At 45.4% G+C, this 24,330-nt stretch carries 22 protein-coding genes and 1 pseudogene; 16 read left to right on the forward strand and 7 right to left on the reverse strand.

The genetic code is table 11. The features are described from left to right. Window positions 1–11 precede the first annotated feature (11 nt). The 4 genes from NE536_RS08225 to murA are packed head-to-tail and all read left to right on the forward strand — an operon-like array spanning window position 12 to window position 2,501. The gene (locus NE536_RS08225; RefSeq protein ID WP_106649421.1) at window positions 12–674 is read left to right on the forward strand and encodes an MlaC/ttg2D family ABC transporter substrate-binding protein; all 663 of its coding nucleotides are present in this window, start codon (window positions 12–14) and stop codon (window positions 672–674) included. After that, window positions 671–955 carry an STAS domain-containing protein gene (locus NE536_RS08230; RefSeq protein WP_106649422.1) on the forward strand — a complete coding sequence of 95 codons (285 nt, stop codon included), beginning with the start codon at window positions 671–673 and terminating at the stop codon, window positions 953–955. The genes NE536_RS08225 and NE536_RS08230 overlap by 4 nt, the downstream gene beginning before the upstream one ends. Before the next feature lie 19 nt (window positions 956–974). Beyond that, window positions 975–1,232: a BolA family protein gene (locus NE536_RS08235; RefSeq protein WP_006086065.1), complete on the forward strand. Its 258-nt coding sequence runs from the start codon at window positions 975–977 to the stop codon at window positions 1,230–1,232. Between the two features lie 9 nt (window positions 1,233–1,241). Next, window positions 1,242–2,501 carry a UDP-N-acetylglucosamine 1-carboxyvinyltransferase gene (murA, locus tag NE536_RS08240; RefSeq protein WP_261272393.1) on the forward strand — a complete coding sequence of 420 codons (1,260 nt, stop codon included), beginning with the start codon at window positions 1,242–1,244 and terminating at the stop codon, window positions 2,499–2,501. A gap of 103 nt (window positions 2,502–2,604) precedes the next feature. On the opposite strand, the gene degS is transcribed toward murA, so the two are convergent. Together degS and degQ are read right to left on the reverse strand one after the other, a co-directional pair. Beyond that, complete coding sequence (degS, locus tag NE536_RS08245; RefSeq protein ID WP_106649425.1) at window positions 2,605–3,687, reverse strand: outer membrane-stress sensor serine endopeptidase DegS; 1,083 nt, start codon at window positions 3,685–3,687, stop codon at window positions 2,605–2,607. A gap of 115 nt (window positions 3,688–3,802) precedes the next feature. Then, the gene (gene degQ / locus NE536_RS08250) at window positions 3,803–5,155 is read right to left on the reverse strand and encodes a Do family serine endopeptidase DegQ (RefSeq protein ID WP_261272394.1); all 1,353 of its coding nucleotides are present in this window, start codon (window positions 5,153–5,155) and stop codon (window positions 3,803–3,805) included. Between the two features lie 413 nt (window positions 5,156–5,568). Between degQ and zapE the strand changes: the two genes are divergently transcribed. The 8 genes from zapE (at window position 5,569) to rlmB (ending at window position 13,499) form a co-directional block, all read left to right on the forward strand. Next, window positions 5,569–6,681 (forward strand): cell division protein ZapE, encoded by a 1,113-nt coding sequence (zapE, locus tag NE536_RS08255; RefSeq protein WP_220591975.1) that lies wholly within the window; start codon window positions 5,569–5,571, stop codon window positions 6,679–6,681. Between the two features lie 290 nt (window positions 6,682–6,971). Then, window positions 6,972–7,400, forward strand: coding sequence for a 50S ribosomal protein L13 (rplM, locus tag NE536_RS08260; RefSeq protein ID WP_012088240.1), 429 nt, complete (start codon window positions 6,972–6,974; stop codon window positions 7,398–7,400). 14 nt (window positions 7,401–7,414) lie between these two features. Continuing rightward, window positions 7,415–7,807 carry a 30S ribosomal protein S9 gene (rpsI, locus tag NE536_RS08265; RefSeq protein WP_006083052.1) on the forward strand — a complete coding sequence of 131 codons (393 nt, stop codon included), beginning with the start codon at window positions 7,415–7,417 and terminating at the stop codon, window positions 7,805–7,807. A 153-nt stretch (window positions 7,808–7,960) separates the two neighbouring features. Further along, entirely contained in the window at window positions 7,961–8,149 is a 189-nt protein-coding gene (locus NE536_RS08270) for a DUF2065 domain-containing protein (RefSeq protein WP_261272395.1), read from the forward strand. A 72-nt stretch (window positions 8,150–8,221) separates the two neighbouring features. Further along, window positions 8,222–9,517: an adenylosuccinate synthase gene (locus NE536_RS08275; protein ID WP_106649428.1), complete on the forward strand. Its 1,296-nt coding sequence runs from the start codon at window positions 8,222–8,224 to the stop codon at window positions 9,515–9,517. Window positions 9,518–9,641: 124 nt separating this feature from the next. Beyond that, the gene (gene motX, locus NE536_RS08280) at window positions 9,642–10,298 is read left to right on the forward strand and encodes a flagellar protein MotX (RefSeq protein ID WP_261272396.1); all 657 of its coding nucleotides are present in this window, start codon (window positions 9,642–9,644) and stop codon (window positions 10,296–10,298) included. Window positions 10,299–10,334: 36 nt separating this feature from the next. Next, window positions 10,335–12,758: a ribonuclease R gene (gene rnr / locus NE536_RS08285; RefSeq protein ID WP_261272397.1), complete on the forward strand. Its 2,424-nt coding sequence runs from the start codon at window positions 10,335–10,337 to the stop codon at window positions 12,756–12,758. Next, window positions 12,759–13,499, forward strand: coding sequence for a 23S rRNA (guanosine(2251)-2'-O)-methyltransferase RlmB (gene rlmB, locus NE536_RS08290; RefSeq protein WP_106649431.1), 741 nt, complete (start codon window positions 12,759–12,761; stop codon window positions 13,497–13,499). A gap of 148 nt (window positions 13,500–13,647) precedes the next feature. Here the strand turns inward: rlmB and NE536_RS08295 are convergent, their stop codons facing one another. Next, a complete protein-coding gene (locus tag NE536_RS08295) occupies window positions 13,648–15,090 on the reverse strand; it encodes an MFS transporter (RefSeq protein ID WP_261272398.1) in 1,443 nt (480 codons plus the stop codon). A gap of 237 nt (window positions 15,091–15,327) precedes the next feature. Next, window positions 15,328–16,071: a DUF481 domain-containing protein gene (locus NE536_RS08300; protein ID WP_107402640.1), complete on the reverse strand. Its 744-nt coding sequence runs from the start codon at window positions 16,069–16,071 to the stop codon at window positions 15,328–15,330. 213 nt (window positions 16,072–16,284) lie between these two features. On the opposite strand from NE536_RS08300, the gene rpsF reads away from it, so the two are divergent. The 4 genes from rpsF to rplI are packed head-to-tail and all read left to right on the forward strand — an operon-like array spanning window position 16,285 to window position 17,723. Then, window positions 16,285–16,680, forward strand: coding sequence for a 30S ribosomal protein S6 (gene rpsF, locus NE536_RS08305; protein WP_006083044.1), 396 nt, complete (start codon window positions 16,285–16,287; stop codon window positions 16,678–16,680). An 8-nt stretch (window positions 16,681–16,688) separates the two neighbouring features. Continuing rightward, entirely contained in the window at window positions 16,689–16,994 is a 306-nt protein-coding gene (gene priB, locus NE536_RS08310; protein WP_261272399.1) for a primosomal replication protein N, read from the forward strand. Between the two features lie 12 nt (window positions 16,995–17,006). Continuing rightward, the gene (gene rpsR, locus NE536_RS08315; protein WP_006083042.1) at window positions 17,007–17,234 is read left to right on the forward strand and encodes a 30S ribosomal protein S18; all 228 of its coding nucleotides are present in this window, start codon (window positions 17,007–17,009) and stop codon (window positions 17,232–17,234) included. Between the two features lie 36 nt (window positions 17,235–17,270). Next, the gene (rplI, locus tag NE536_RS08320; protein ID WP_106649434.1) at window positions 17,271–17,723 is read left to right on the forward strand and encodes a 50S ribosomal protein L9; all 453 of its coding nucleotides are present in this window, start codon (window positions 17,271–17,273) and stop codon (window positions 17,721–17,723) included. Window positions 17,724–17,784: 61 nt separating this feature from the next. Here rplI and NE536_RS08325 read toward each other — a convergent pair. The 3 genes and pseudogenes from NE536_RS08325 to NE536_RS08335 form a co-directional block, all read right to left on the reverse strand. Then, window positions 17,785–17,970, reverse strand: a pseudogene (locus tag NE536_RS08325) (hypothetical protein). Between the two features lie 481 nt (window positions 17,971–18,451). Next, window positions 18,452–21,451, reverse strand: a complete 3,000-nt coding sequence (locus NE536_RS08330; RefSeq protein WP_261272400.1) for a TonB-dependent receptor — start codon at window positions 21,449–21,451, stop codon at window positions 18,452–18,454. 577 nt (window positions 21,452–22,028) lie between these two features. After that, a complete protein-coding gene (locus NE536_RS08335; RefSeq protein ID WP_261272401.1) occupies window positions 22,029–24,227 on the reverse strand; it encodes a S46 family peptidase in 2,199 nt (732 codons plus the stop codon). Between the last annotated feature and the right edge of the window lie 103 nt (window positions 24,228–24,330).

Below are 24,330 nucleotides of genomic sequence, written 5' to 3' on the forward strand. Positions count from 1 at the left end.
GGGTTACCGCTATGTTTAAAAACTTATCTCGTTTTTTATTGCCGTTAGTGATGGTTTTAGGGACAACGAGCGCTGTCGCCGCCGATGTGGTTGTCGATACGACAGATCCGTATGCCATGGTGAAAGCCGTTGCGAATAAAACCTTCGATCGTTTTCATAAAGATAAAGCGTTAATTGATGCAAATTCAGACCATTTAAAGGTAATCGTTCGTGAAGAACTCATGCCTTATGTCGATTATAAATATGCCTCTTACAAAGTCTTAGGCCAATATCTTAAGGATTCAACCGAAGACCAACGTAATCGTTTTGTCGATGCCTTTGAAGGTTATTTAGTGTCGACCTATGCCCAAGCCTTTACTGAGTACACCAATCAAAAAGTGGAATTTTCACCTGGGGTTGATTTCAGCAAAGAGAAAATGGTGGATGTGAACGTGCAGATCATCGAAGCCGGTCGTCCGCCAATTAAACTGTTGTTTAAGGCTCGCCGTTTGAAAGATGACTCATGGAAGGCATTTGATTTAGTCGCCGAAGGTGTGAGCTTACTGTCTTCTAAGCAGTCTGAAATCTCGAATCTAATTCGCCAGCAGGGTATCGATCCTGTGATTAAGATGCTTGAAGATCGCACCAAAGAAAAAGTGGTCATGAAGGCTAAATCAGGGAAGTCACAGTCGTGATTGAATTTGTGCAACAGGGCACAGTTTGCCATCTCAAAGGGCGCATAACCCAAGCCGATGTCATTACACTTTGGCCGCAGCGGCAACAACTGCTGAGCGAGTCAACCCAGATATTGTCTTTGTCTGGGCTCGAATACAGTGATAGCGCTGGCATGGCATTTTTGCTGGCGTTAGTGCGTGAACATGGCAGCCAACTTGAATTACGTTCTGCCTCACCACAACTTAAAAAACTCATCGATTTATATGATTTACATGCCTTCTTTACCGAAGAAGTGCATTGATAATAGGGTAATAGATTTCATGGAATGCAGCTTAATCGAACAGATTTTACGTGATGCGTTAGGGCTTGAAGAAGTTCACGCTAGCTCAGATGGTAGCCATTATAAAGTGATCGCAGTAGGCGAATGCTTCGATGGTATGAGCCGAGTCAAACAGCAACAAGCCATTTATGCACCGTTGACGGCACACATTGCCAGCGGTGAATTACATGCATTAACGATCAAAACTTTCACGCCGACTCAATGGAAACGCGAAAAAGTTTTCAACATGCCTAGCTAGTGAGGAAAAGTGGATAAACTAACAATTCAGGCAAGCCCCCCGCTTGCCGGTGATGTGATTATTTCGGGTGCGAAAAATGCGGCTCTGCCTATTCTGATGGCAGGCGTATTAGCCGAAACCGATTTTGTGGTTTCTAACGTGCCGAATCTTCGCGATGTGAGTACGAGCTGTAAATTATTACGCTGCCTTGGTGCTGAAGTGACTGAGCTTGGCGACGGACAGATCCGCATTTCAACCACGAATCTGAATGAGTTTTGCGCTCCCTACGATCTTGTGAAAACCATGCGCGCTTCTATCTTGATCTTAGGGCCGTTATTGGCGCGTTATGGTACCGCAGACGTATCATTGCCTGGCGGCTGTGCCATTGGCGCAAGACCAGTTAACTTACACTTACATGGCCTCGAAATGATGGGTGCCAAGATTGAAGTGAAAGAAGGCTATATTAAAGCCCGTGTCGATGGTCGCTTAAAGGGCGCCCATATTTTTATGGACATGGTGAGCGTGGGCGCGACTGAAAACCTATTGATGGCCGCGGCACTTGCCGATGGCGAAACCGTGATTGAAAACGCGGCGCGCGAACCAGAAGTGATTGACTTGGCTAACTGTCTGATTGCTATGGGCGCGAAGATCACTGGTGTTGGCAGTGCTACTCTGCGTATTCAAGGCGTTGAGCGTCTACAGGGCTGCGAGTACCGTGTGATGCCAGACCGTATTGAAACTGGCTCCTTCCTTGTTGCTGCAGCTGTGACACGTGGTCGTATCCGTTGCTTAAAAGCCGATCCTGCGTCATTAGAGTCTGTTATCGCGAAACTTGAAGATGCGGGTGCTAAGATCACTACAGGTGAAGATTGGATTGAGCTTGATATGCAAGGTAAACGTCCAAAGGCGGTCAATATCAAGACGGCACCTTATCCCGGTTTTCCAACGGATATGCAGGCGCAGTTTTGTGTGCTCAACGCTTTAGCGCAAGGTACGGCAACAATTACCGAGACCATCTTCGAAAACCGCTTTATGCACGTGCCAGAGCTTATTCGTATGGGCGCAACCATGGAGCTTGAAGGTAATACCTGCATCATCCAAGGGATTGAGTCCTTGAGTGGTGCTCAGGTGATGGCAACGGATTTACGTGCGTCAGCGAGTCTGGTGATTGCGGGCTTAGTGGCCGATGGTAAGACGATTGTTGATCGTATTTATCACTTAGACCGCGGTTATGAGCACATTGAGAATAAGTTCCAAGGTTTAGGCGCGCAGGTTGTGCGTACTCAGTAATGAGCTATTGAGCTAGGCCTGAGAGATTAAAATCTCGACCCATTAAAAAACCAGCTTAAAAGCTGGTTTTTTGTTGTCTGCGTACGCAATGATGGGTGCCGCTCTAGTTATCGACCACAACCTTTTCATCGATAATCACGGGCAACTCCTGTTGTTTCCCTTGGCGTATCACAGTCATCATCACTTTCTTACCCGGTGTGGTTTCAGCGATGCGGTCCATCAGCATTTCAACGCCTGGCACATCTTCACCATCGTATTTAATAATCACATCCCTTGGCATTAGCTGGGCGCGCGCTGCAGGGCCATTAGGGTCGACCCCCATAATGACCACACCTTTTAGATCGGGCAGATTGAGAATTTGTGCAATGACAGGGTTGATAGGTTCACCTGAAATACCCAAAGCACCACGGATAACGCGGCCATTCTTAATCAATTTGCCCATAATGCTGTGGGCCAATTTAATCGGGATAGCGAAGTTAATCCCATGGCCGCCCCCTTCTTCACCCACTTGGAATGCTGCGGTATTAATACCAATAAGGCTGCCGTTGGTGTCAATGAGCGCGCCGCCCGAGTTACCGGCATTAATCGCCGCGTCGGTTTGTAAGAAGTCTAAGTAACCTGAACTTAAGCCGTTACGACCCGTGGCACTGATGATGCCTTGGGTAATGGTTTGGCCCAAATTGTAGGGATTACCAATGGCGAGTACGACATCACCAACTTGAGGCGGACTGTCGAGGTTAACGGGGACAATCGGTAAGTTATCGCCTTCAATCTTGAGTACCGATAAATCAGTTTCTGGATCGAAGCCAACCACTTCTGAGGTAAATTTACGTCCATCTTGCAGGGCGACAACAATTTCGTCGGCCTTTTTAATAACATGATAATTCGTAAGAATATAGCCTTCTTTACTCATTATCACCCCAGAACCTAGACCTTGAAGTGAGCCTGAATTAAGTGGCCGATTCTGATCTATGCTGAGGCTATAAATATTCACAACGGCAGGAGCTGCACGGCGTACCGCCTTGGCAAAGGATAGCTCGACTGTGTTGTTGGCTCGGGTTTGAAGCAGGCTATTACCGAGGGATTGGTTATCGAAATAACGGGTTACCAATAAAAACATGGCCGCCATGATAAGACCGAAAAGGGTGGCTTTACCGAGATATAATAGTGTGTCTTTTATCGTCATGGCAGGATGGATCTTGAAAAAGGTGAGTTAGATTAACATGTTTAATCTATGTAAGCATAGGGAACCTAAGCTCCCTATGCTTATCTGTGGCAGAAAATATGGCCTATTTAGCCGATTAACGTAGGACTAAATACAACATGCTCTTATCACGCATAATCTTCAGTGCAACGGCACCTTCTTGATCTTTTAGCTGTGCTTTAAGAGTCTTAAGATCTTTAATTGCAGTACGGTTAATACCGACAATCACATCTCCTTTTTGTAAGCCACTCATAGCCGCAGGCGAACCTTGGGCGACATCGGTAATTTCAATGCCCTTAGATGAGTTTTCTAAGGATGCCCCTTGCAACATAGGGTGTACGGCGCCAGCAGCAGATTCACTGGTTTGGCTCGCTTCGCCTAAGGTCACTTTAACGGTTTTCTTATCACCGTCACGGATGAGTCCTAACTCAACCTTAGCACCCGCGCCCATAGTGGCGACTTTGGCACGCAGTTCTTGGAAGGACTTAATGCCACGGCCATCGACGCTGATAATGATATCACCCGCTTTAATACCGGCTTTCTCGGCGGCACTGTCTTTGGCTACTTCATTCACGAAGCCGCCGTGCTGGGTGTCTAAACCAAAGCCTTGGGCGAGTTGGCTATCAAGATCGCGTCCCGAAATCCCCAGTACCCCGCGGCGTACTTCACCGTGTTCGGCAATTTGCGCGACCAGGTTTTTCACCATATTGGCAGGGATCGCAAAGCCGATACCGACGTTACCACCTCCCGGCGCTACGATTGCGGTGTTAATCCCAATCAATTCCCCGTTTAAGTTAACGAGTGCACCACCCGAGTTACCACTATTGATAGCAGCATCGGTTTGAATAAAGTTTTCCAGCATTTCTATGCCTAAACCGCTACGGCCTAAAGCACTGACAATACCTGAAGTCACGGTTTGCCCTAAGCCGAAGGGGTTACCAATGGCAACGGCAAAGTCACCAACACGCAAGTCGTCAGAGTCTGATGACTTGATTGCGACAAGATTTTTCGCCTCAATTTGCAGTAATGCAATATCAGACTCTGAGTCAGTACCAATGAGTTTGGCTTTTACTTCACGGCCGTCATGTAGACCAACTTGAATATCATCGGCACCGTCAATCACGTGATTGTTAGTGACTATGTAGCCTTTTTCAGCATCAATAATAACGCCTGAGCCTAAGCCTCTAAAAGGACGTTCTTGCACTTGCTCTTGTGGCGCATTAGGGCCGAAAAAGTAACGGAAAACATCAGGTACTCTTTGCTTAGAAACATGAGTCCCCGTTACAGCTACTGATACGACTGCGGGCGTCGTACGCTCAAGCATAGGCGCAAGACTTGGAATGGATTGTCCCTCAACCGTCTGTGGAATGGCAGCCTGTGAGACGACAGGCACCATAGTCAGGGTCGCGGCTAACATTGCGGCTGAAAGTACAGATAATTTTGTTTTCATCTATTCATAACTCCAAATAAGGGTTGAAAGATCTGGATGTAATGCATCAGCAATTGTGCGAGTGCCAGATCAAATCTGTATCGGTACCGGCTATTTGCCTAGGTAACCATTCGGACACGCACCTAATTGAAAAAGTTCATCATATTAACAAATGTTAATTTTTTTGAGCCTATTTTATCGGCTGTTTCATGCTCGTTGCTGAGTGGAAAACTGTGGGCAAGATACGCATTTTTCAAGCCCTGAAAACAACAAGTTTTGCCGATTAAAATGACCTACAGCATAGAGGTTTATTCGTCGTTTGTATGCTGTTTAACCTTGAGGCAAAAGTCGTATTCTGCATTAATATATCCTGCGTCACATTGGCCGTGCTAATATCGTTGCAGTTTTAGTAAAGGACATAAGAGAATTAAAAAGTGCCTCAGTTAAGCCCTTGGCAGCATTATCAAAAAGATCTTACCCGTGACGGTTTTTCCCATGATCCAGCCCAAGAAATTGCCGTCAAAGCATTACAACGTGTCTATGAAGACTTAACGGCGGCGGAAGAGCCGACTTCTGTCGTGGGGAAATTGTTTAGTGCATTAGGCTTAAAGTCGGCGCCAGCTTCACCTAAGGGCCTGTATCTTTGGGGCGGTGTGGGTCGCGGTAAAACCTATCTGATGGATACTTTTTTTGATGCCTTGCCTGGCGATCAAAAGCTGCGGGCTCACTTCCATCGTTTTATGCATCAATTGCATTTAGATTTAGATGAGCTGAAAGGCGTGCGCGATCCCTTACTGGTGATTGCGAAAAAGATGGCCGCGAAATATCGCGTTATCTGTTTCGATGAATTCTTTGTCTCAGATATTACCGATGCCATGTTGTTAGGCACGCTGTTTCAAGCGCTATTTAAAGAAGGCGTCGTGCTGGTTGCTACGTCTAACATTATCCCCGATGACTTATATAAAAATGGCCTACAGCGCGCACGTTTCTTACCTGCGATAGCCTTAATTAATCAGCATTGTGAAGTGCTTAATGTGGATTCTGGCATTGACTATCGGCTGCGAACCCTTGAGCAAGCGGAGATTTATCATCATCCATTAGACGCACAAGCCGATGCCAATCTAATGCGTTATTTTAGCCAGTTAGCGCCTGAGTCTGAGGTGCATACCGCCGATATTGAAATCGAAGGCCGTAGCATCAGTATTCGTCAGCAAGCACAGGGCGTATTATTGGCCGATTTTAGAGCGCTTTGTGATGGTCCACGAAGTCAGCGTGACTACATGGAATTGGCGCGGATTTATCATACTGTGCTGGTCAGCGGCATTGAACAAATGGGGGCATTTTTGACCGGTGATGATATCGCCAGACGATTTTTAGCTATGGTCGATGAGTTTTACGAGCGCAATGTAAAGCTTATCGTATCGGCTCAAGTGCCACTCGAAGATATCTACGCCGATGGCTTGCTTAACTTCGAATTTAGACGTTGTCGCTCGCGTCTTATTGAGATGCAATCCCACGATTATTTGAAAACAGAGCACCTGCCTTAACCCAGCGGCGCAAGAGTTTTGCTTTAACTCCCGTGTTAAATCGCCAGTGGCTTGTTAATCCTTAGGATGACAAGCCAGATTGGTCGATATTTTATAATTTTTATCAAAATATCAGGTGATTTTTAACTCAGCTTTGTCTATACTCCGCCACCTGCCCACGTTACTCCGCCAATTGGGCGGAAGTTGTAAGCCGAAGTCAGTGCTCGAAGGGGTACTAAAAGGCAATTTTGTGTTGTTTGCAAATGCAGGCAGCATGTGAGACAGAAAATTAACTTTGGGTTTTTGTAATAATGAAGACTTTTACTGCTACACCAGAAACCGTAACTCGTGACTGGTTCGTCGTTGATGCAGACGGCAAAACTTTAGGTCGTATCGCTACTGAAATCGCTATCCGTTTACGCGGTAAGCATAAGCCAGAATACACTCCACACGTTGATACCGGTGATTACATCATCGTTGTTAATGCTGAAAAAGTGACTGTTACTGGTAACAAAGCGAAAGGCAAAACGTACTACTCGCATTCAGGCTTCCCTGGTGGCATTAAGCAAATCAGCTTTGAAAAGCTGCAAGCGCAAAAGCCAGAAATGATCATCGAGAAAGCAGTTAAGGGTATGTTACCAAAAGGTCCTCTGGGCCGTGCCATGTTCCGTAAACTGAAAGTTTACGCTGGCGCAGAACATAACCACACTGCACAACAACCTCAAGTTCTTGATATCTAAACGGGATTAAGCAAATGGCTGCAACTCAGTACTACGGCACTGGCCGTCGCAAAACCTCTACAGCTCGCGTTTTCGCTAAAGCAGGTAGTGGCAACATCGTTGTAAATCAACGTCCTTTGGATCAGTATTTTGGTCGTGAAACTGCTCGTATGGTTGTTCGTCAACCTTTAGAGTTAGTTGAAATGACTGACAAGCTGGACATCTATGTAACTGTTAAAGGCGGTGGTATCACTGGCCAAGCAGGCGCAATCCGTCACGGTATTACCCGTGCTCTGATGCAATTAGATGAAGCACTGCGTCCATCACTACGTTCTGCTGGTTTCGTTACCCGTGACGCTCGTAAAGTTGAGCGTAAGAAAGTGGGTCTACGTAAAGCACGTCGTAAGCCACAATTCTCTAAGCGTTAATTCGTTTTTGGAATATCAAAAAACCCAGCCTATGCTGGGTTTTTTATTGGCTAAAATTTACGATACTGACGAATTCATTTTAATAAGAGACTCTGTTGTTGAAGTGAGCTGATATACACTAAATTGCATAGAGTGATTGAGTTTGAGGTGCGCATGACTTTTCAAATTTTTATGCTGGCAGTGGCACTTGTATTACTTTTAGAGGGAGTCGGCCCCTTACTCTTTCCGAATAAATGGCGTCGTTATTTAAATGAACTCTCCCATCAAAATCAGCAGGTTATCCAGCGACTCGGTGGCGCATTAGTCACAGCAGGAGTGGTGATTTTGGTAATTTTTGCGTAAAAAATGCCCAGCTTGCCCTTGCTGACTAAGATCTGTTAAAATTCTTTTTTAACCGCAACCTTGCAGCAAATAATGGGCAAAAACGTAGTTGTTCTCGGCACCCAATGGGGTGACGAAGGAAAAGGTAAGATTGTCGACCTTCTAACAGAACAGGCAAAATATGTAGTTCGCTATCAAGGCGGCCACAATGCTGGTCATACCTTGGTTATCGACGGTGAAAAAACCGTTCTTCATCTGATCCCATCAGGTATCTTGCGCGATAATGTGAAATGCATTATTGGCAATGGTGTGGTGCTTGCACCTGACGCCCTGATGAAAGAGATCAACATGCTGAAAGATCGTGGGGTTCCTGTTGAGGAACGTCTGTTGATCTCTGAAGCGTGTCCGCTGATCCTACCCTTCCATTGCGCCTTAGATATCGCCCGTGAAAAAGCACGTGGCAATAAAGCTATTGGTACAACTGGCCGTGGTATCGGACCTGCGTATGAAGACAAGATCTCCCGTCGCGGTCTGCGAGTAGGCGATCTGTTCAATGCGCAGCTGTTTGCTGAAAAGCTGAAAGAAGTTATGAAATACCATAACTTTATGCTGACAGAGTACTATCAAGTCGAAGCGGTTGATTACGAGCAAACGCTAGCAGATGCTTTGGCTATGGCCGACTATCTGAAGAGCATGTGTGTTGACGTGACTGAACTGTTGGATACTGCGCGTAAAGCAGGTGAACCAATTCTGTTCGAAGGCGCTCAAGGTACATTACTCGACATCGACCACGGAACATACCCATTTGTAACCTCTTCAAATACCACTGCCGGTGGTGTTGCGACGGGCAGCGGTTTTGGTCCACGTCACTTAGACTATGTCTTAGGTATCATGAAGGCTTACACCACCCGTGTGGGTGCAGGTCCATTCCCTACTGAACTGTTATGTGAAGTTGGTGATCATTTAGGTACTAAAGGTCATGAGTTTGGTGCGACAACGGGTCGTAAGCGTCGTCCAGGTTGGTTGGATGCTGTGGCAATGCGCCGCGCTGTTCAAATCAACAGTGTTAGCGGCTTCTGCTTGACTAAGTTAGATGTACTTGATGGTCTGAAAGAAGTGAAAATTTGTGTGGGTTATCAGAATCCTGATGGCACTATCTCTAAAGTGACCCCGCTTGCGGCTGAAGGTTATGAACTGGTTACGCCTGTTTATGAAACTATGCCAGGTTGGAGCGAGTCGACTTTTGGCGCGACATCAATTGAGCAACTGCCACCGGCAGCGATCAATTATATCAAGCGTCTTGAAGAGTTATTAGAAACACCAATCGACATTATCTCTACGGGTCCTGACCGTAACGAAACCATGATTTTGGTTAATCCGTTCAATTAAGACCTGTTAAGGCCGTGTTTCACGGCCTTTTCCCTGCTTCTTTATGCCTTTCTCTATTTCCTTCTGCGGTTAGATGTTTAGCTCAAGAATTCAGCTCAAGCTCAAGAAATAGGTTATACTGCCGATGCAAGTATTCACCCTATTGTCATTGAGAGTCGTTATGCTACGTACAGCACTAGTTGCGCTACTGCCCTTAGTATCTTCAATGTGCTTTGCCCAAACGCAGGCGGTGGATATTTATAGCCAAGACCAATTGCTTGATTTGATCCGTAGCGATCAATATTTAGCGAAAGTGAAACGTGATGATTGCCAGTTAGTTCAAGACATTGAGGCGCGAGCCCAAGTCTTAAAACAGCCTTTATATCAATTCCTTTGGGGCGAAATGCTCAATCATGGAACCTGTGTAAAGGCTAACCCTGTGAAGGGGATTGCTTTGTTACGTGACTCGGCCGAACAAGGTAGCTCAGAAGCGATGTTAAAGCTTGCCGAGTATTATCAGAGTGGGAAATTTGTCATCCGTAATAAAGACAGAGCAGTGCATTATTTATTGCCTGCGGCTGCAAGTGGTGATTTACCCGCTCGTATGATGTTAGTGCGTTTATTCGGTGAAGGTTATGGTAGTCCTAGGGATTACGAGATGGCCTATCACTGGTTATATAACGATGTATTTGCGGACGAGGCGACGAAGAAAAAAGCCTTGTCTTTACTGCAGGTGTTAGCAGCTAAAATGCCCCCCAGTGCAGTGGCGCGGGCCCAGCAAGAACAGTTGCGAACCCGTTAAGTAGTCTCTTCTAGAGACACATTATTTGGATATTGAATGATCAAAGACCCTCATTTTGAGCGTGAACAGGATAAGTACGAAAACCCTATCCCAAGCCGTGAGTATATTATCGATTACTTACGTTCTCAGAAATCACCTATCACTCGTGACAGTATTGCTGCGGCGTTAAACATCCAAGAGGAAGAACAACTTGAGGCCCTGCGCCGTCGCCTACGTGCGATGGAACGCGATGGCGAACTCGTGTTCACCCGTGGGCAGAGCTATGGCTTGCCCGAGAAAATGGATCTTATCCCCGGCACTGTACTCGGACACAGAGAAGGCTTCGGCTTTTTCAAACCCGATGAAGGCGGTGATGACTTATTTATTTCGAACCGCGATATGCTGATGTATTTCCACGGTGATAAAGTGCTGGCGCAAAAAGCGGGCACAGATCGTCGTGGCCGTCGCGAAGCGCGTTTGGTGCGTCTGATCCAGCCGCGCAGTGCCGCGATTGTCGGCCGTTATCATGTTGATAGCGGTATGGCATTTGTCATTGCCGATGATAAGCGTATAACCCAAGAAATCTTAGTCGCGAATGAAGATCGCAACGGCGCCCGTCAAGGCGATGTGGTTGTGGTTGAATTAACGCGTCGCCCAGGTCGTTTTGTTAAGGCTGCGGGTAAAGTGACTGAAGTGCTTGGTAAGCAAATGGCGCCGGGGATGGAAATCGAAATCGCCCTGCGTAACTATGACTTGCCCCATACTTGGTCACCTGTGATCGAGAAGAAACTGCGCCGAATTCCCGATGAAGTGACCGACGCCGATAAAGTTGGCCGTGTGGATTTACGTCATCTGCCATTAGTGACTATCGACGGCGAAGACGCCCGTGATTTTGACGATGCCGTGTATGCGGAGAAAAAAGCCGGTGGCGGCTGGCGTTTATGGGTTGCGATTGCTGACGTTAGTTATTATGTTCGCACCGATTCAGCCTTAGATACTGAAGCGCGTGCCCGTGGTAACTCAGTGTATTTCCCATCGCAAGTGATCCCTATGCTGCCGGAGAAAATCTCCAACGGCCTATGTTCGCTTAATCCTCACGTCGACCGTTTATGTATGGTCGCCGAGATGACAGTGTCTGCCAAAGGCAAGTTGTCGGGTTATAAGTTTTATCCGGCTGTGATGTATTCCCATGCCCGTTTTACTTATACCCAAGTGGCGGAGATGTTAGAAGGCGGCCCAATTGCGCCTGAGCATGAAGCCTTGTTCCCGCATCTACAGTGTTTACAGTCATTGTATTTAGCGCTAGATGAGCAAAGAGCCGAGCGTGGTGCGATTGCGTTTGAAACCATGGAAACGCAGTTCATTTTCAATGAGCAGCGCAAGATTGATAAAATCGTACCGCGTGGCCGTAATCAAGCCCATAAAATCATTGAAGAATGCATGATTTTAGCTAACGTTTCTGCAGCTAAGTTTGTGAAGAAACACAAAGGCGAAGTCTTGTATCGTGTGCATGAAGCGCCATCCGAGCAAAAATTGGCGAACTTTAAAGAGTTCCTTGCTGAGCGTGGCTTGACTATGACTGGTGGTCTTGAGCCAACGCCGTCTGATTACCAGAACGTTATGCTGCAAATTGCTGACCGTCCCGATGCTGAACTTATCCAAGTGATGTTGCTGCGCTCTATGCGTCAGGCAATTTACACCCCAGATAATGAAGGTCACTTCGGTCTAGCCTTAGAAGAATATGCGCATTTTACCTCGCCCATTCGCCGTTATCCGGATTTAGTCTTACATAGAGTTATCCGTTATTTACTGGCGAAGGAAAGAGGCGAAGCCACAGAAAAGTGGACGCAGGATGGTGGCTACCACTATCAACTCGATGAACTCGACCAATTGGGCGAAGAGTGTTCGACTACAGAGCGTCGTGCCGATGAAGCGACTCGTGATGTTAGCGATTGGCTCAAGTGCGAGTTTATGCAAGATCACGTCGGTGATACCTTTGAAGCTGTGATTGCCTCAGTGACGAGCTTTGGTTTGTTCGTGCGCTTAAATGAGCTGTTTATCGATGGCTTAGTGCATATCTCAAGTCTAGGTAGCGATTACTACCAATTCGACCCTATGCGTCAACGCCTTATCGGTGAGCATACAGGCCAAGTCTATCAAGTGGGCGATCCTGTGACGGTTAAGGTCGCTGCAGTTAACTTAGATGACAGACAGATTGATTTAGTCATGCTGGGTGATGACGGCAAAGGTGGTAAGCGTAAAGCATCTGCCAGCCGTGATAAGCCGATGACTGCCCGTGAGCGTGTTAATCGCGAAGGTGCTAAGCAAGGCAAAGCGGGTAAAACCGCAACCCCTAGCGCTAAGGCTGAAGCTGGCAAAGCCAAACCTAAGGCTAAAGCGGGCAATAAAGCGAAAAAAACAGCAGTAAAAGATCCGGCTAAAAAGCCAAAAGCCGCTAAGCGGAGTACGAGAAAGAAATAAATGAAAAAACAAGATATTATTTTTGGGATCCACGCAGTTGAAGCCCTGTTAAAACACAGCCCTGAGCGCATTATCGAGTTATGGCTGTTACAAGGCCGTGACGATGAGCGCTTAACTGTGCTGGCCAATCAGGCCAAAGCTTTTGGCACGACGATTCAGGTCGCTTCTCGTAAAGCCTTGGATGACAAAGCGGAAAGCAGCCAACATCAAGGTATAGTCGCGCGCGTTAAAGCGGCGAAAGTGTTGAATGAGCAAGATTTAGATGTGCTGCTTGCTAACACTGAGCAAGCATTCCTGCTGATTTTGGATGGCGTGACGGATCCCCATAACTTAGGCGCTTGCCTACGTAATGCCGATGCGGCAGGCGTGCAAGGTATTATCGTGCCTAAAGACAACTCAGTCGGCTTAACTGCGACAGTGAGTAAAGTGGCATGTGGCGCGGCGGAAACTGTGCCTTTATTCCAAGTGACTAATCTTGCGCGCACTATGCGTCACCTGCAGGATAAAGGTGTATGGATTGTGGGTACGGCGGGCGAGGCAGATTGCGAGCTTTATCAAGCCGATCTTAAAGGGCCACTGGCGATTGCCATGGGTGCGGAAGATAAAGGTTTACGCCGTTTAAGCCGTGAGTCTTGTGATTCACTGATCTCTATCCCTATGGCGGGTAGTGTGTCGAGCTTGAATGTATCGGTTGCGACCGGTATTTGCTTATTTGAAGCTGTGCGTCAGCGCCGCAGCTAATTACGCTCACGTTTGCCTGATTTCGCACATGCGGTATCAGGCTTGCAGTAACGACTTGTTGCGGTAACTATCTGTTTTAGTTATAGATTGCAGAAATAAAAAGACCGATTAACTTTAAACAGTTAATCGGTCTTTTTTGTTGGTCTTTTTATGTCTGCGCTTTGTCTAGGTTAACCGGATGGCTATCGGCTTCATCCGTTTGAACGGCTTCAGGCTCTGCTTGCTCGATATCGAAACTGAAGGCGAGTTGTTCCTCATCACTGTCATTTGCGTCGATAATATCGTCATCGACACCATCAGCCCCTAAATCATATTCCGCTTCATCTAGGTTAGCACTGGGTGTCATATGTTCTTGAATCGATTCGACATCAACTCGTGGATCCAGCGCTGCCGCCAGTGGTGAAGAGACTAAGTCGCCCGTCGCCATTATGTAGTCTTGGGTGACATTGGTTTCGGCTTTTTGTTGTGCATGTACATAACGTAGCCGCACAAACAAGATTAAGGTACAGGCAGACATAAAGCCATATAACATGCTGTTGCCAAGCCATTGCATCAACGTTGAGGCGATCAATGGACCGATACTAGCCCCTAAGCCGAAGGTTAATAAGATGGTGGCAGATAAACCGACCCGCTCATTCTGTTCGACTCGTGAGTTAGCCAGTGCCGTAGCAAGTGGATAGAAGGTGAAACCTAAAATACCAAACAGGAAGGTCATCACTAGCGAAATCACTGGATGATAGGGCGTTAAGGCGATGGCTAAGGCTAAGATGCCGAGCAATATGCAGTTGATACGAATAAGGCGACTGCGGGACATAATGTCGGACAGTTTCCCCATCGGCCATTGTGCCAGTAATCCTGCTAAAATCGTTGCAGTCATATAAGTGGCGACTTTTTCAGGCGGCAAACCTAAGTTACTAGCATAGGCGGGCGCGAGACCATAAAACGAACCCACTATCATGCTACCAATCGCGATGGTTGTGAGTGCCTGCGGCGCTTTTTTCCAGTAATGGGCAATTTTGAGTGGAGCTGGGACCAAAGGCGCAGGGTGAAGACGACGCGTGAGTGAAATCGGTACGATACAGAGTGAGAAACAAATCGCGATCAGCAGTAACGGCTCAAGGCCTAATTCGGGGAAGATGCTGATCGCGCCTTGGCCTAAGATCAAGCCGAAGTAAGATACGATCATATAACTCGCGAACACTGTGCCCCTTTGGTTACTTTCGGCTTGTTCGTTAAGCCAACTTTCGAGCACCATGTATTGGCACATCATGCCCATGCCGACAACGAGCCTGAGGAGCAGCCAAACTGCTAGCTCATCCACGAGTGCATGACCCAATGCAGATGCCGCGACTATGCCTGCACTGGCAACGAAGGCGCGGATATGGCCCACTTGGGCGATAAGTCTATGACCAATCTTAGAGCCCGCCACAAGGCCAACATAATAGGCTGACATCATGCCACCTATCCATATCTGTGGCACATTCATCACCGAGAGCCTGAGCCCAAGGTAAGTTGTGAGCAAACCGCCAGCCAGTACCATTAACAAGGTGGTGCTATATAAAGAGGCGAAAGTGCGCAGCGGATTAGTCATATACAACTCCGAAAACACAAACAAGATTGATAATAAACCGTGAGTATATCAGGGGTTGGTGTTTATGTTGTGTTGCGAATTGTTGGTAAATCTTGATTAATTGCGCATTTCTGCTCAAAAAATCCTTAGATTATGTCGAAGTGACTTGAAAGGGGGCGGAGGAACTTTAACATTGACGCCAGCCAAAGATGACATTGGCGTCGTGTTCTTGTATTGCTTCGGATTATCTAAAAGCGGTTATCTAAAGGTATAAAGCAGGTTAAAGGTGGTGATGGTATCTGTCTGCTGGCTACCTTCTGGAACTACTTCAGTGTATTTGATGTTCATGCCGATTTTAAAAGCCCAATCTTGGAACACCAGATTCTTGTAGTTCATGTCTAAGGTAAGGGTATTGTTGTTCTCGCCCATTTCCGCAGTTAAATCGGCATTGAGACTGCTGTATTCCTGCAGTTTTTGAGAAAACTTTGCAGCGGTACGCAAAATGATATCTTTCTCAGCATCAGGATTGGGAATATCGACAGATTCGGCCGGTAAGTTATATCGATAACCGGGGCCGACTTCGAGACTGAGTTTGGTCTTGTAGCTACTGATGGCATTAAAACCGTAACCACTCGAAATAGTTGATATTTGCGTGTAACTACCGAATTGATCCCAAGTGAAATCACCGCGTCCGAAGATATAACCCTTAGTGAGTTTATAGTTCGACTGGAGTTGGAGTTCGTATTTTTCGGAAGTCGTCTTGCTTTTTTCTGAGGCAAAGTAGGCTTTGAGCGTGGCTTCTTGCTTGGTTTGCTTAGTGTCGTAAATCAGTTGGGTTCGACCGTTAAAACTGCTGGATTCGGTATTGCCTGTATTCAGTTGCAAACCCGCTTCGATTTCTGCGGTAAAATCGCTGGGCGGTTCCTGATAATCTGGTGGAACAAGCGCAAGTGCAGGAAATGAAAGGGAAAATAAAAAGATTGGCGCAATAACTTTTAGCATTATGTTTTATTCTTGGTTAGCTGATGTCAGACGTCCGAATATAGATGAAGCGCCATCATACCTGTATTGATTGGCGAGGCAAAGTTATTGCTTGAGTTTCTGGCTTGCTTTCTGTACTATCTCGCGCTCAAATCAGTCACTATTTTTCGTTCCTTGCCTCCATTTGGTTTGACTGAGCCAATACCGAGGCTACATAACCGTAAGGAGCAATAAATGCGTCATTACGAAATCGTATTTATGGTTCACCCAGATCAAAGTGAACAAGTACCAGGTATGATTGAGCGTTACACAGGTGTTATCACCGAAGCTAACGGCACAATCCACCGTTTAGAAGATTGGGGCCGTCGTCAACTGGCTTACCCAATCCTTGATCTGCATAAAGCTCACTACGTTCTGATGAACGTTGAAGCTAAAGCAGAGACGATTGAAGAGCTAGAAACAGCTTTCCGTTTCAACGACGCAGTTCTGCGTAACATGGTAATGCGTACTAAAGTTGCCGTTACTGAAGCATCTCCAATGGCTAAAGCTAGAGATGAGCGCGATTCACGTCGTGGCCCAGCTGGCGAACGCTCATACGATGAAGCTCACGCTGAAGAAATCGCTGAGTAAGGTAATCTGTGACCACCAATAACTTGGTGTTGTCAGGAACGATAACTCGTTCAAGACGCTTTAAAAGCCCAGCAGGTATTGCACACAGTGTGATAATGTTGGAACACAAATCGCAGCGTTATGAAGCGGATATGCTCCGCAACGTCTACGTACAAATTCAAGTGATATTGAGTGGCCCACGCTTTGAAAGCGTCGCAGAAGATCTGAAAGCAGGTGTGGAACTACAAGTGCAAGGCTTTATGACCCTTCAACAGGGGCGCAATGGTCAAAACCGCTTAGTTATCCATGCCGAAAATGTCGAATTGAAAACTTAGGAGACTGTCAACATGGCACGTTATTTCCGTCGTCGCAAGTTCTGCCGTTTCACCGCTGAAGGTGTTGCAGAAATTGATTACAAAGATATCGTTACTTTAAAGAACTACATCACTGAAAGCGGCAAGATTGTTCCTAGCCGTATCACTGGTACTAGTGCTAAATATCAGCGCCAACTAGCTCGCGCTATCAAGCGTGCTCGTTATCTTTCTCTACTGCCATATACTGATTTACATCAGTAATTGCAGTATTCCTAATCGAATATAGAGGATTTGATAATGAACGTTATTCTGCTTGATAAAATCGCTAACCTAGGCAACTTGGGTGACCAAGTAACAGTTAAGGCTGGTTACGCACGTAACTTCCTTTTGCCACAAGGTAAAGCTGTTGTTGCTAACGAAAGCAACGTTAAAGTATTTGAAGCTCGTCGCGCTGAATTAGAAGCTAAATTAGCTGCTGAATTAGCTGCTGCTAACCTACGTGCTGAGAAAATCACTGCACTGGAAGCGGTTGTAATCGCTTCTAAAGCGGGTGATGAAGGCAAACTGTTTGGTTCAGTTGGCAACCGTGACATCGCTGATGCAGTGACTGCTGCTGGTGTTGAGCTGGCTAAATCAGAAGTTCGTTTACCATTAGGCGCTCTGCGTACTACTGGCGACTTCGAAGTTGAAGTTCAGTTACACACTGAAGTTAAAGCTGTTGTTAAAGTATCTGTGGTTGCAGAAGCTTAATTACGACTCGCTTTAAATATAAAAAGACACCGCCTAGGCGGTGTTTTTTTATGGCTGAAATTTAGTATGTTGGAAAATAGTATATTTCAAAGATGCCTCCAATGACGGTACTTATGAGAGTAATACCAATCGTATTAAATATCTGTTTATTCAACGGGAGTTCAACACGCTTTAGGCAAGGCTAAGGTTTGAAGGCATAGTAGTGTTTTGTCGAAAGCCCTAAACGCAGTATAAAGCGCGTTACCATGCCGTTAACATCAGCCGCCCTTCGGGAGCCTCACAGGCATCCCACTCCCGTGCCGCTTTGACTTAAAAGGGAATACGCATTTCTGCTTCAATGTGCCTTAGATTAAGATGCCTGTGAGGCTCTGAACTGGTTTGATATTTCATGTGATTGGTATAATTCAAAGGTGCATAGTTGCTACTAATATTTGTATTTTGCATAGTAATTCAATTTTGGGACCGTAAAACGCATCTAACTGTTGGATATACTTTAATATTATCTAATCTTAAAGTAACTGCCAGTAGGGTTATTAATTGAAAATGATATTTCCCGTGTGGATTCATGAAGCATCTTTAGCTGCTTGGAGATCGTATATGATGAGTAATGAAGAAAGTGTCCCTATCTTTATGCTGAACATTTATAGTTAACATTGTGACCAAGTCATAAATAAAAAAACCGCCAAGAGAATCTTGACGGTTTTTACGGTGTGATTTAGTTAACTAGTTTAGAAACGTCCAGAAATGCCAAATTCAACATAACGAGGTTCTTGCCAATCATATGCTGCGCCATAGTATTGGTTTTTAGTACCTTCGGAGCTTCTAGCTTCGTAGTGCTCATTTTGTGAGACTATTTCTTGAACATCTAGAACGTTATAAACATTGACCGTTGCTCTCATGTCAATATCACTAATCTTGAAATCATAGTTTAGCGATAAGTCTAGGTTGAAGGTCCATGGTGTACGTCCGACTGTTCCACGTTCAACGCGATTGTATATCTTCTCTGATTGATCACACTGTGCATTGCCATTGGTATCTGGGCATTGGTTAGTATAGAGATAGAAGGTATCACCATAACTTCCATAAACAGATGGGTCATTGCTTGGGTAGCCTTGCCCAAATGCACTTAGAGGGCGACCACTAGAGAGTGTGCTGTTAAAACCAACACTTAGATCATCAGTTAAGTTATAAGTACCAAATAACTTAAAGACGTGGCGACGATCATTAGCTTGATAACCTTCAGCACCATCCATCAGCGCTGGGAAATCGAAGTCCTGCGTTACACCAGGATCTGCTTGACCTATGTCTGACTTAACCGCGCCTTCAAAGTTACCGTAGCTCTTACTCCAAGTGTATATAAAGTTAAGGCGTAAATTATCTGCAGTGTAATTGACTTCAGCTTGAATTGCTTTGTATGTGTTTTCAGCTTTAGGTAAACCTATCTCTTCAGCTGAATAGGTTTGGCGACTACCGGGATCCGCAATGGCATCACCATCATTATCTAGTGACCAAGTACCAGAACTTCCTGGGTTAACTAAAGTACAAGTAGCTTGTGATGCTAATGGACCACAATAATCATCTAGAGCGGTTCCAACTTCACGATAAATTCCTCGCACAGACATTACCATTTCTTCGGTTACTTGCTTTTGGTAACCTAAGATATATTCATCTTTACTGAATGGTTCTGCTTCTTCGCTCTGGAATGTTTCTTGAATTGCTGGAGTTGGAACAGAGTTTACTACAGTTGAATTAGCCCCAGCGATAGGGTTTAAACCTGTAGGAGCACCAGTGTCATCATGTCCAGTGAACGTATAATACGTAGTACTATCACTAATACCAGATGCTGCACGATAGTTTGTGTTATTTGGGACTGGTAAATAGTAACGGCCAGCAGTACCGTATATTTTTGACTCGCCATCTCCGACTGGATCCCACGTAAAGCCTAATCTAGGAGCCAAGTCTGTTTTAAATGAAGAGAACGTCAGTCCTGTAACACCTTGGTTATCAAATTTATCTTGTCTAACCCCTGCAGTTAACATTACATTTTCAGTGACTTGCCATGAATCTTCAAGATACCAAGCTGATAAATCAGAGTTGAAACCGCCGCCACCTGCAAATATACGATCTTGAACATAGTCGAGCTGTTGACCTGTTGTATTCGTATATAAATTACCATCATTACCTTGTATGCCTGCATTGGGTGCTAAGCTCGAGTAAGTCCAGCTGTGTCCCGTAATTGGTGCGGACGTATGAGATGTAAATCGTTCTTGCTTGTCATAGCCTGCTTTAAGCAGGTGGTCACCTAACACATATTGTAGGTCAACGCGCGTTTGAGTATTTTCATCAACGTTCACACCGACAGAGCCACCAGGGCCACAGCTAGTAATTTTTTGATCAGCAGGGATTTGGCGAGAGTCAGATACTGTAGGACACTCGAGGTTACTCGGAGTGTTCGTATATTCGGTCTCTAATTTGCCATACATGACAGATAATGAAAGATCGTCTGTAATATTACCATTATAGGTAACACTCTTTGCCGTACCGCCACGCTTTCTTAGACTTGACCCAAGATATTTACCAATTTGACCTTCTTCAGCATCATATGCGTATGTATCTGAGTTTGTATCACTGCGGTTTGAATAGCCGAAAAAGCTTAAGCTATGATCATCTGTGATGTTCCAGTCAACTTTAGCACCCCAGAATAGATTGTCAGCACCGCTAGAATCTCGCTTAATAAATTGGTCGTCAGGTGCGTACTGTGATCTTGTGCCTGATTGAGTCGCAAAGTCATTTGAAACATTACGCGGGTTTACAATTGCATAGAAAAATAACTTGTCTTCGATAATCGGGCCTGCAGCTGAAACACTGTATTCCCATAAGTTGTATTCATCATTAGTAGTGTCTCTGAATATGGCACCGACACCGCCATTACCACGGGATATTTGACCTTCAGAAGCTAAAGATTTAGGGATATAACGGCCTGTTGCTGCAAAATCCCACTCGTTGGTACCACTTTTTGTGACTGCGTTGATCACACCACCAGTCGTACGACCAAACTGGGCTGAATAACCACCCGTTTTAACTTGAAATTCACGATAGAATTCAAATGGTACTTCACCACAACCTAACCCTTGGCTTGTATTCGTAACTTCAAGGCCGTTGATATAACATGAGTTTTCAGCGGCTGAAGAACCACCAAAAGAGGCCGTTTGGCCGAATTTACTATCGCCAGCAACAGTACCTGGAGCAAGTAGCGCAATTGAAGTAAAGTTTCTTGCAACTGGCAGTAAATCTATTTCACCTTTATCAATAACTAGACCAGAGTCTGAGTTTGTTAAATCGACGTTATTAATTCGTGCGCCGACTATAGAGATCACTTCGGGGCCACTTGTTGCCTGAATATCAAACGTAGCATTAGCATTTGAACCCAAAGACACTGACACCGTATCTTTAGCTACCACAATTCCAGCTTTACTGATTGCAACTTCATACGTTCCAACGGGTAATTTAGAGAAACGGAAAGTTCCATCAGTTCCAATTTCAATATTTCTTGTTAATCCAGTTTTAGGATCTTTGGCCGTTGCGGTGTACTCGCTAGCACTTGCACCAGAAACAGTTAAAGAGCCCGTAATGCTTGCTGTCGTATTGTCTGCATAGGCGATACTTGGGATTCCCATCCCTAAAGCAGATGTTATCGCAACCGCAATAATCTTCTTCCTAATGTTCATTATGCATTTTCCTCTATCTATTTGTGTATGTAGTTTTTATTTTTCATCTTATTACTGATGAATTGATTTGTAACAATGTCGACGATAACCTTACATATATGTTTGTTTTGTGTAAACATAATGTTAATCGTAAGTATTTAATTTGTTAGTTAGTGATTGTGAAGGTCTTTATAGGGAAGGAAGAGCAGGATTATCATTACCCAAGTAAGTCTAAGGTTTTATTTTTTGGAGTTGGGAAAGGGTATTTATTCCACTGTAAATTAAGGTTTACAATTCGTTATGGAGGTTTCTACTTCTCTCGTCAAAGTTATTGCTGTTTCGCTAAGCAAATTATTTGACATGGAAAAAGTAAAGTTATCCTTTTGACAAGGAAGTTGTAGTGCTTAAGAATGCTCAATAGAATGTTTTATATGAGAAATATTGTGCTGCAGCTCAATAAATGCACCGCTTGATCTGTGGTTGGAAGGTTGTTTGTGATACTGGCTAAGTTAAATTTTCTTAGTTGTTATCTAGTGTATATCTCACTTTGGGTGGGAAAATGTATCAGGTATAAATACCTGATACATTAATGTGACTATTAATTTCTCACTAAATCCAGTTCTTTAATCAGATTATCGGCATGGTCGACTTCGTCCATCATCCACAGGATATAGCGGATATCCACGTGTACAGCGCGGGTGATGGTTGGGTTGAAGAACCAATCTTTAGTGATCGCCTCGTAGGTGGAGTCGAAGTTAAGACCTACTAACTCACCTTTACCGTTGAAGACTGGTGAGCCGGAGTTGCCGCCTGTGGTGTCAACGCTCGATAAGAAGTTAACCGGTACAGAGTTAAATTCTTCGGGTTTGTCTAAGCAAGAGAAGAGTCTGCAAATCCAGCCGCGAGGATCTTGATAAACCGACTTCACTAAATGATTGCCAAAACGTTGTTCGCTAATCGCATCGAGGAGCTTTTTCGGTGCATTGTAGGGCTCTACGCCTGTGTGTTTTGCGACTATGCCATCAAGACGAGTAAACGGCTGTTTGTAGAGCGCATCACGGGATTGATAACCATCGACCATACCGTAGCTGATACGTAGCGTACCGTTGGCGTCAGGGTAGACCGGCCAGTTGTTGGCTTTATAGTAGTCAATCACGGCGGCCATGTAGTCTGGGCGAGCTGTGGATAACTTACCGTCTAAGATTTTTTCCGTTTTTTCCTGTGCCATATTGGTGTCGTAAAGGGCAACGGCTAAACGAATAAAGGGATCGGCACTGGTTTCGAAGGCATTGACATCGGCATTCATCCACGCCAGACGTTGGACTTGATCTGTGAGCGTCGTGAGTGAATACAAACCATCGAGTTTAGCCGCGAGATCTACGTCTTTACTATTAACACTTAACATTTTATCGAGCGCTGCCACGCGATTCGATTGGCCTAGGTAAGCATTTAAATCCTGTAACCACAATGCCTTATCGACTTTGACATCGAAACTTGAATCGATACGTTTAAGGCGCGAGCTCAGCATCGCTAAATCACGATCTTGATAGCCTTGTTCACGTTCGGCATCGGGCTTTTGTTTTTCTTTCGCAAGACGATACAAGCTGTTTGCTGCGGTTAACAGGGTGCTCGATTGGGCATTAGTAAAGTAGTAATTACCTTGGAACGCCTGTTGTTGCTCGGCAAGTAGCACTTCTAACTCAGCGATGAGGTTTTGATTTAGCTTAGGATTTTGTTTAAGCCAAGCTAAAAAGTTATCCTCACGGCTTTGTTTAATACCCACGATATCCGTGGCTTTAAAACCCGCTAACAGGCCGTTGAGTTTTTTCATTCGGTTGGCCATTGAAGCCATATTACCAGCGTATTTAATGGCGATGTCTGCATCTTTTTGCCCCATAGCTTCGATAGTATCAATCTGTAATTGATAGCGTTTAGCTTGGGTGGGATACAGCCAGTCACTGGCAAACTTAAGCTCACTAGTGAGGTTATAGCGACTGGTTGAGCCTGGATAACCTGCGACAAACACGCCGTCACCGGCTTTCACGCCATCGGCGTTGATTTTAAGGTAACTCTTTGGCTTGTAAGGGATGTTATCGTCGCTATATACAGCGGGTTGGCCATCCTTTCCGACGTAAGCTCGTAAGAAGGCAAAATCACCCGAGTGGCGTGGATATTCATAGTTATCGATGTCGCCGCCGTAGGCACCGACACTTTCTGGTGGTGCATAGACTAAGCGTACATCGCGGATCATCAATTGCTTGATTAGGTAGTATTCTAGACCGTTATGGAAACTGCGGACATTACAGCGATAGTTAGCATCGGCTTCACAGCTTTTGATCAATTCTTTGCTGTGATTTTGAATGTCTTCGTAACGGCTCAGCGGATCTTGGCTTAGGCCTTGATTGATTTGGGCGGTGACATCGGTTACTGCCTCTGTGATGTATAAACGTTCGTTAGGACCGGCAGAGGGTTCCTTGCCCATTGATGTCGCTAAAAAGCCTTGTTCGAGATAGTTATGTTCTTTCTTGGTGTTATATTGTATCGCCTTGAAGGCACAATGGTGGTTTGTCACAACTAGCCCTTGGGGGGAGACAAAACTGGCGGTACAATAGCCCAGCCCTACCACGGCGTTCATGGGATAACTTGTCAGATCGGCCAGTTTTTCGGCAGGAATATCGATTCCGCGTTCACTGAGTTTGTCTGCAATAGAAGGCATTTGATAAGGTTGCCATTGTCCTTCGTCGGCAGTTGCTATGCCGGATGTCATTACTAAGGCCGCAACCAATGCAATACGCATGTTCTTTCCTTATTGATTATTAGAGTGTCCGTTGGAATGAGATAACAGGCGAGTGTAAACATCCTGTTTGCTTGACGCGGGTTTTATATCATATTTTGTTAAG

It is taken from the genome of Shewanella septentrionalis, assembly GCF_025370265.1.
Lineage (GTDB): Bacteria > Pseudomonadota > Gammaproteobacteria > Enterobacterales > Shewanellaceae > Shewanella > Shewanella hafniensis.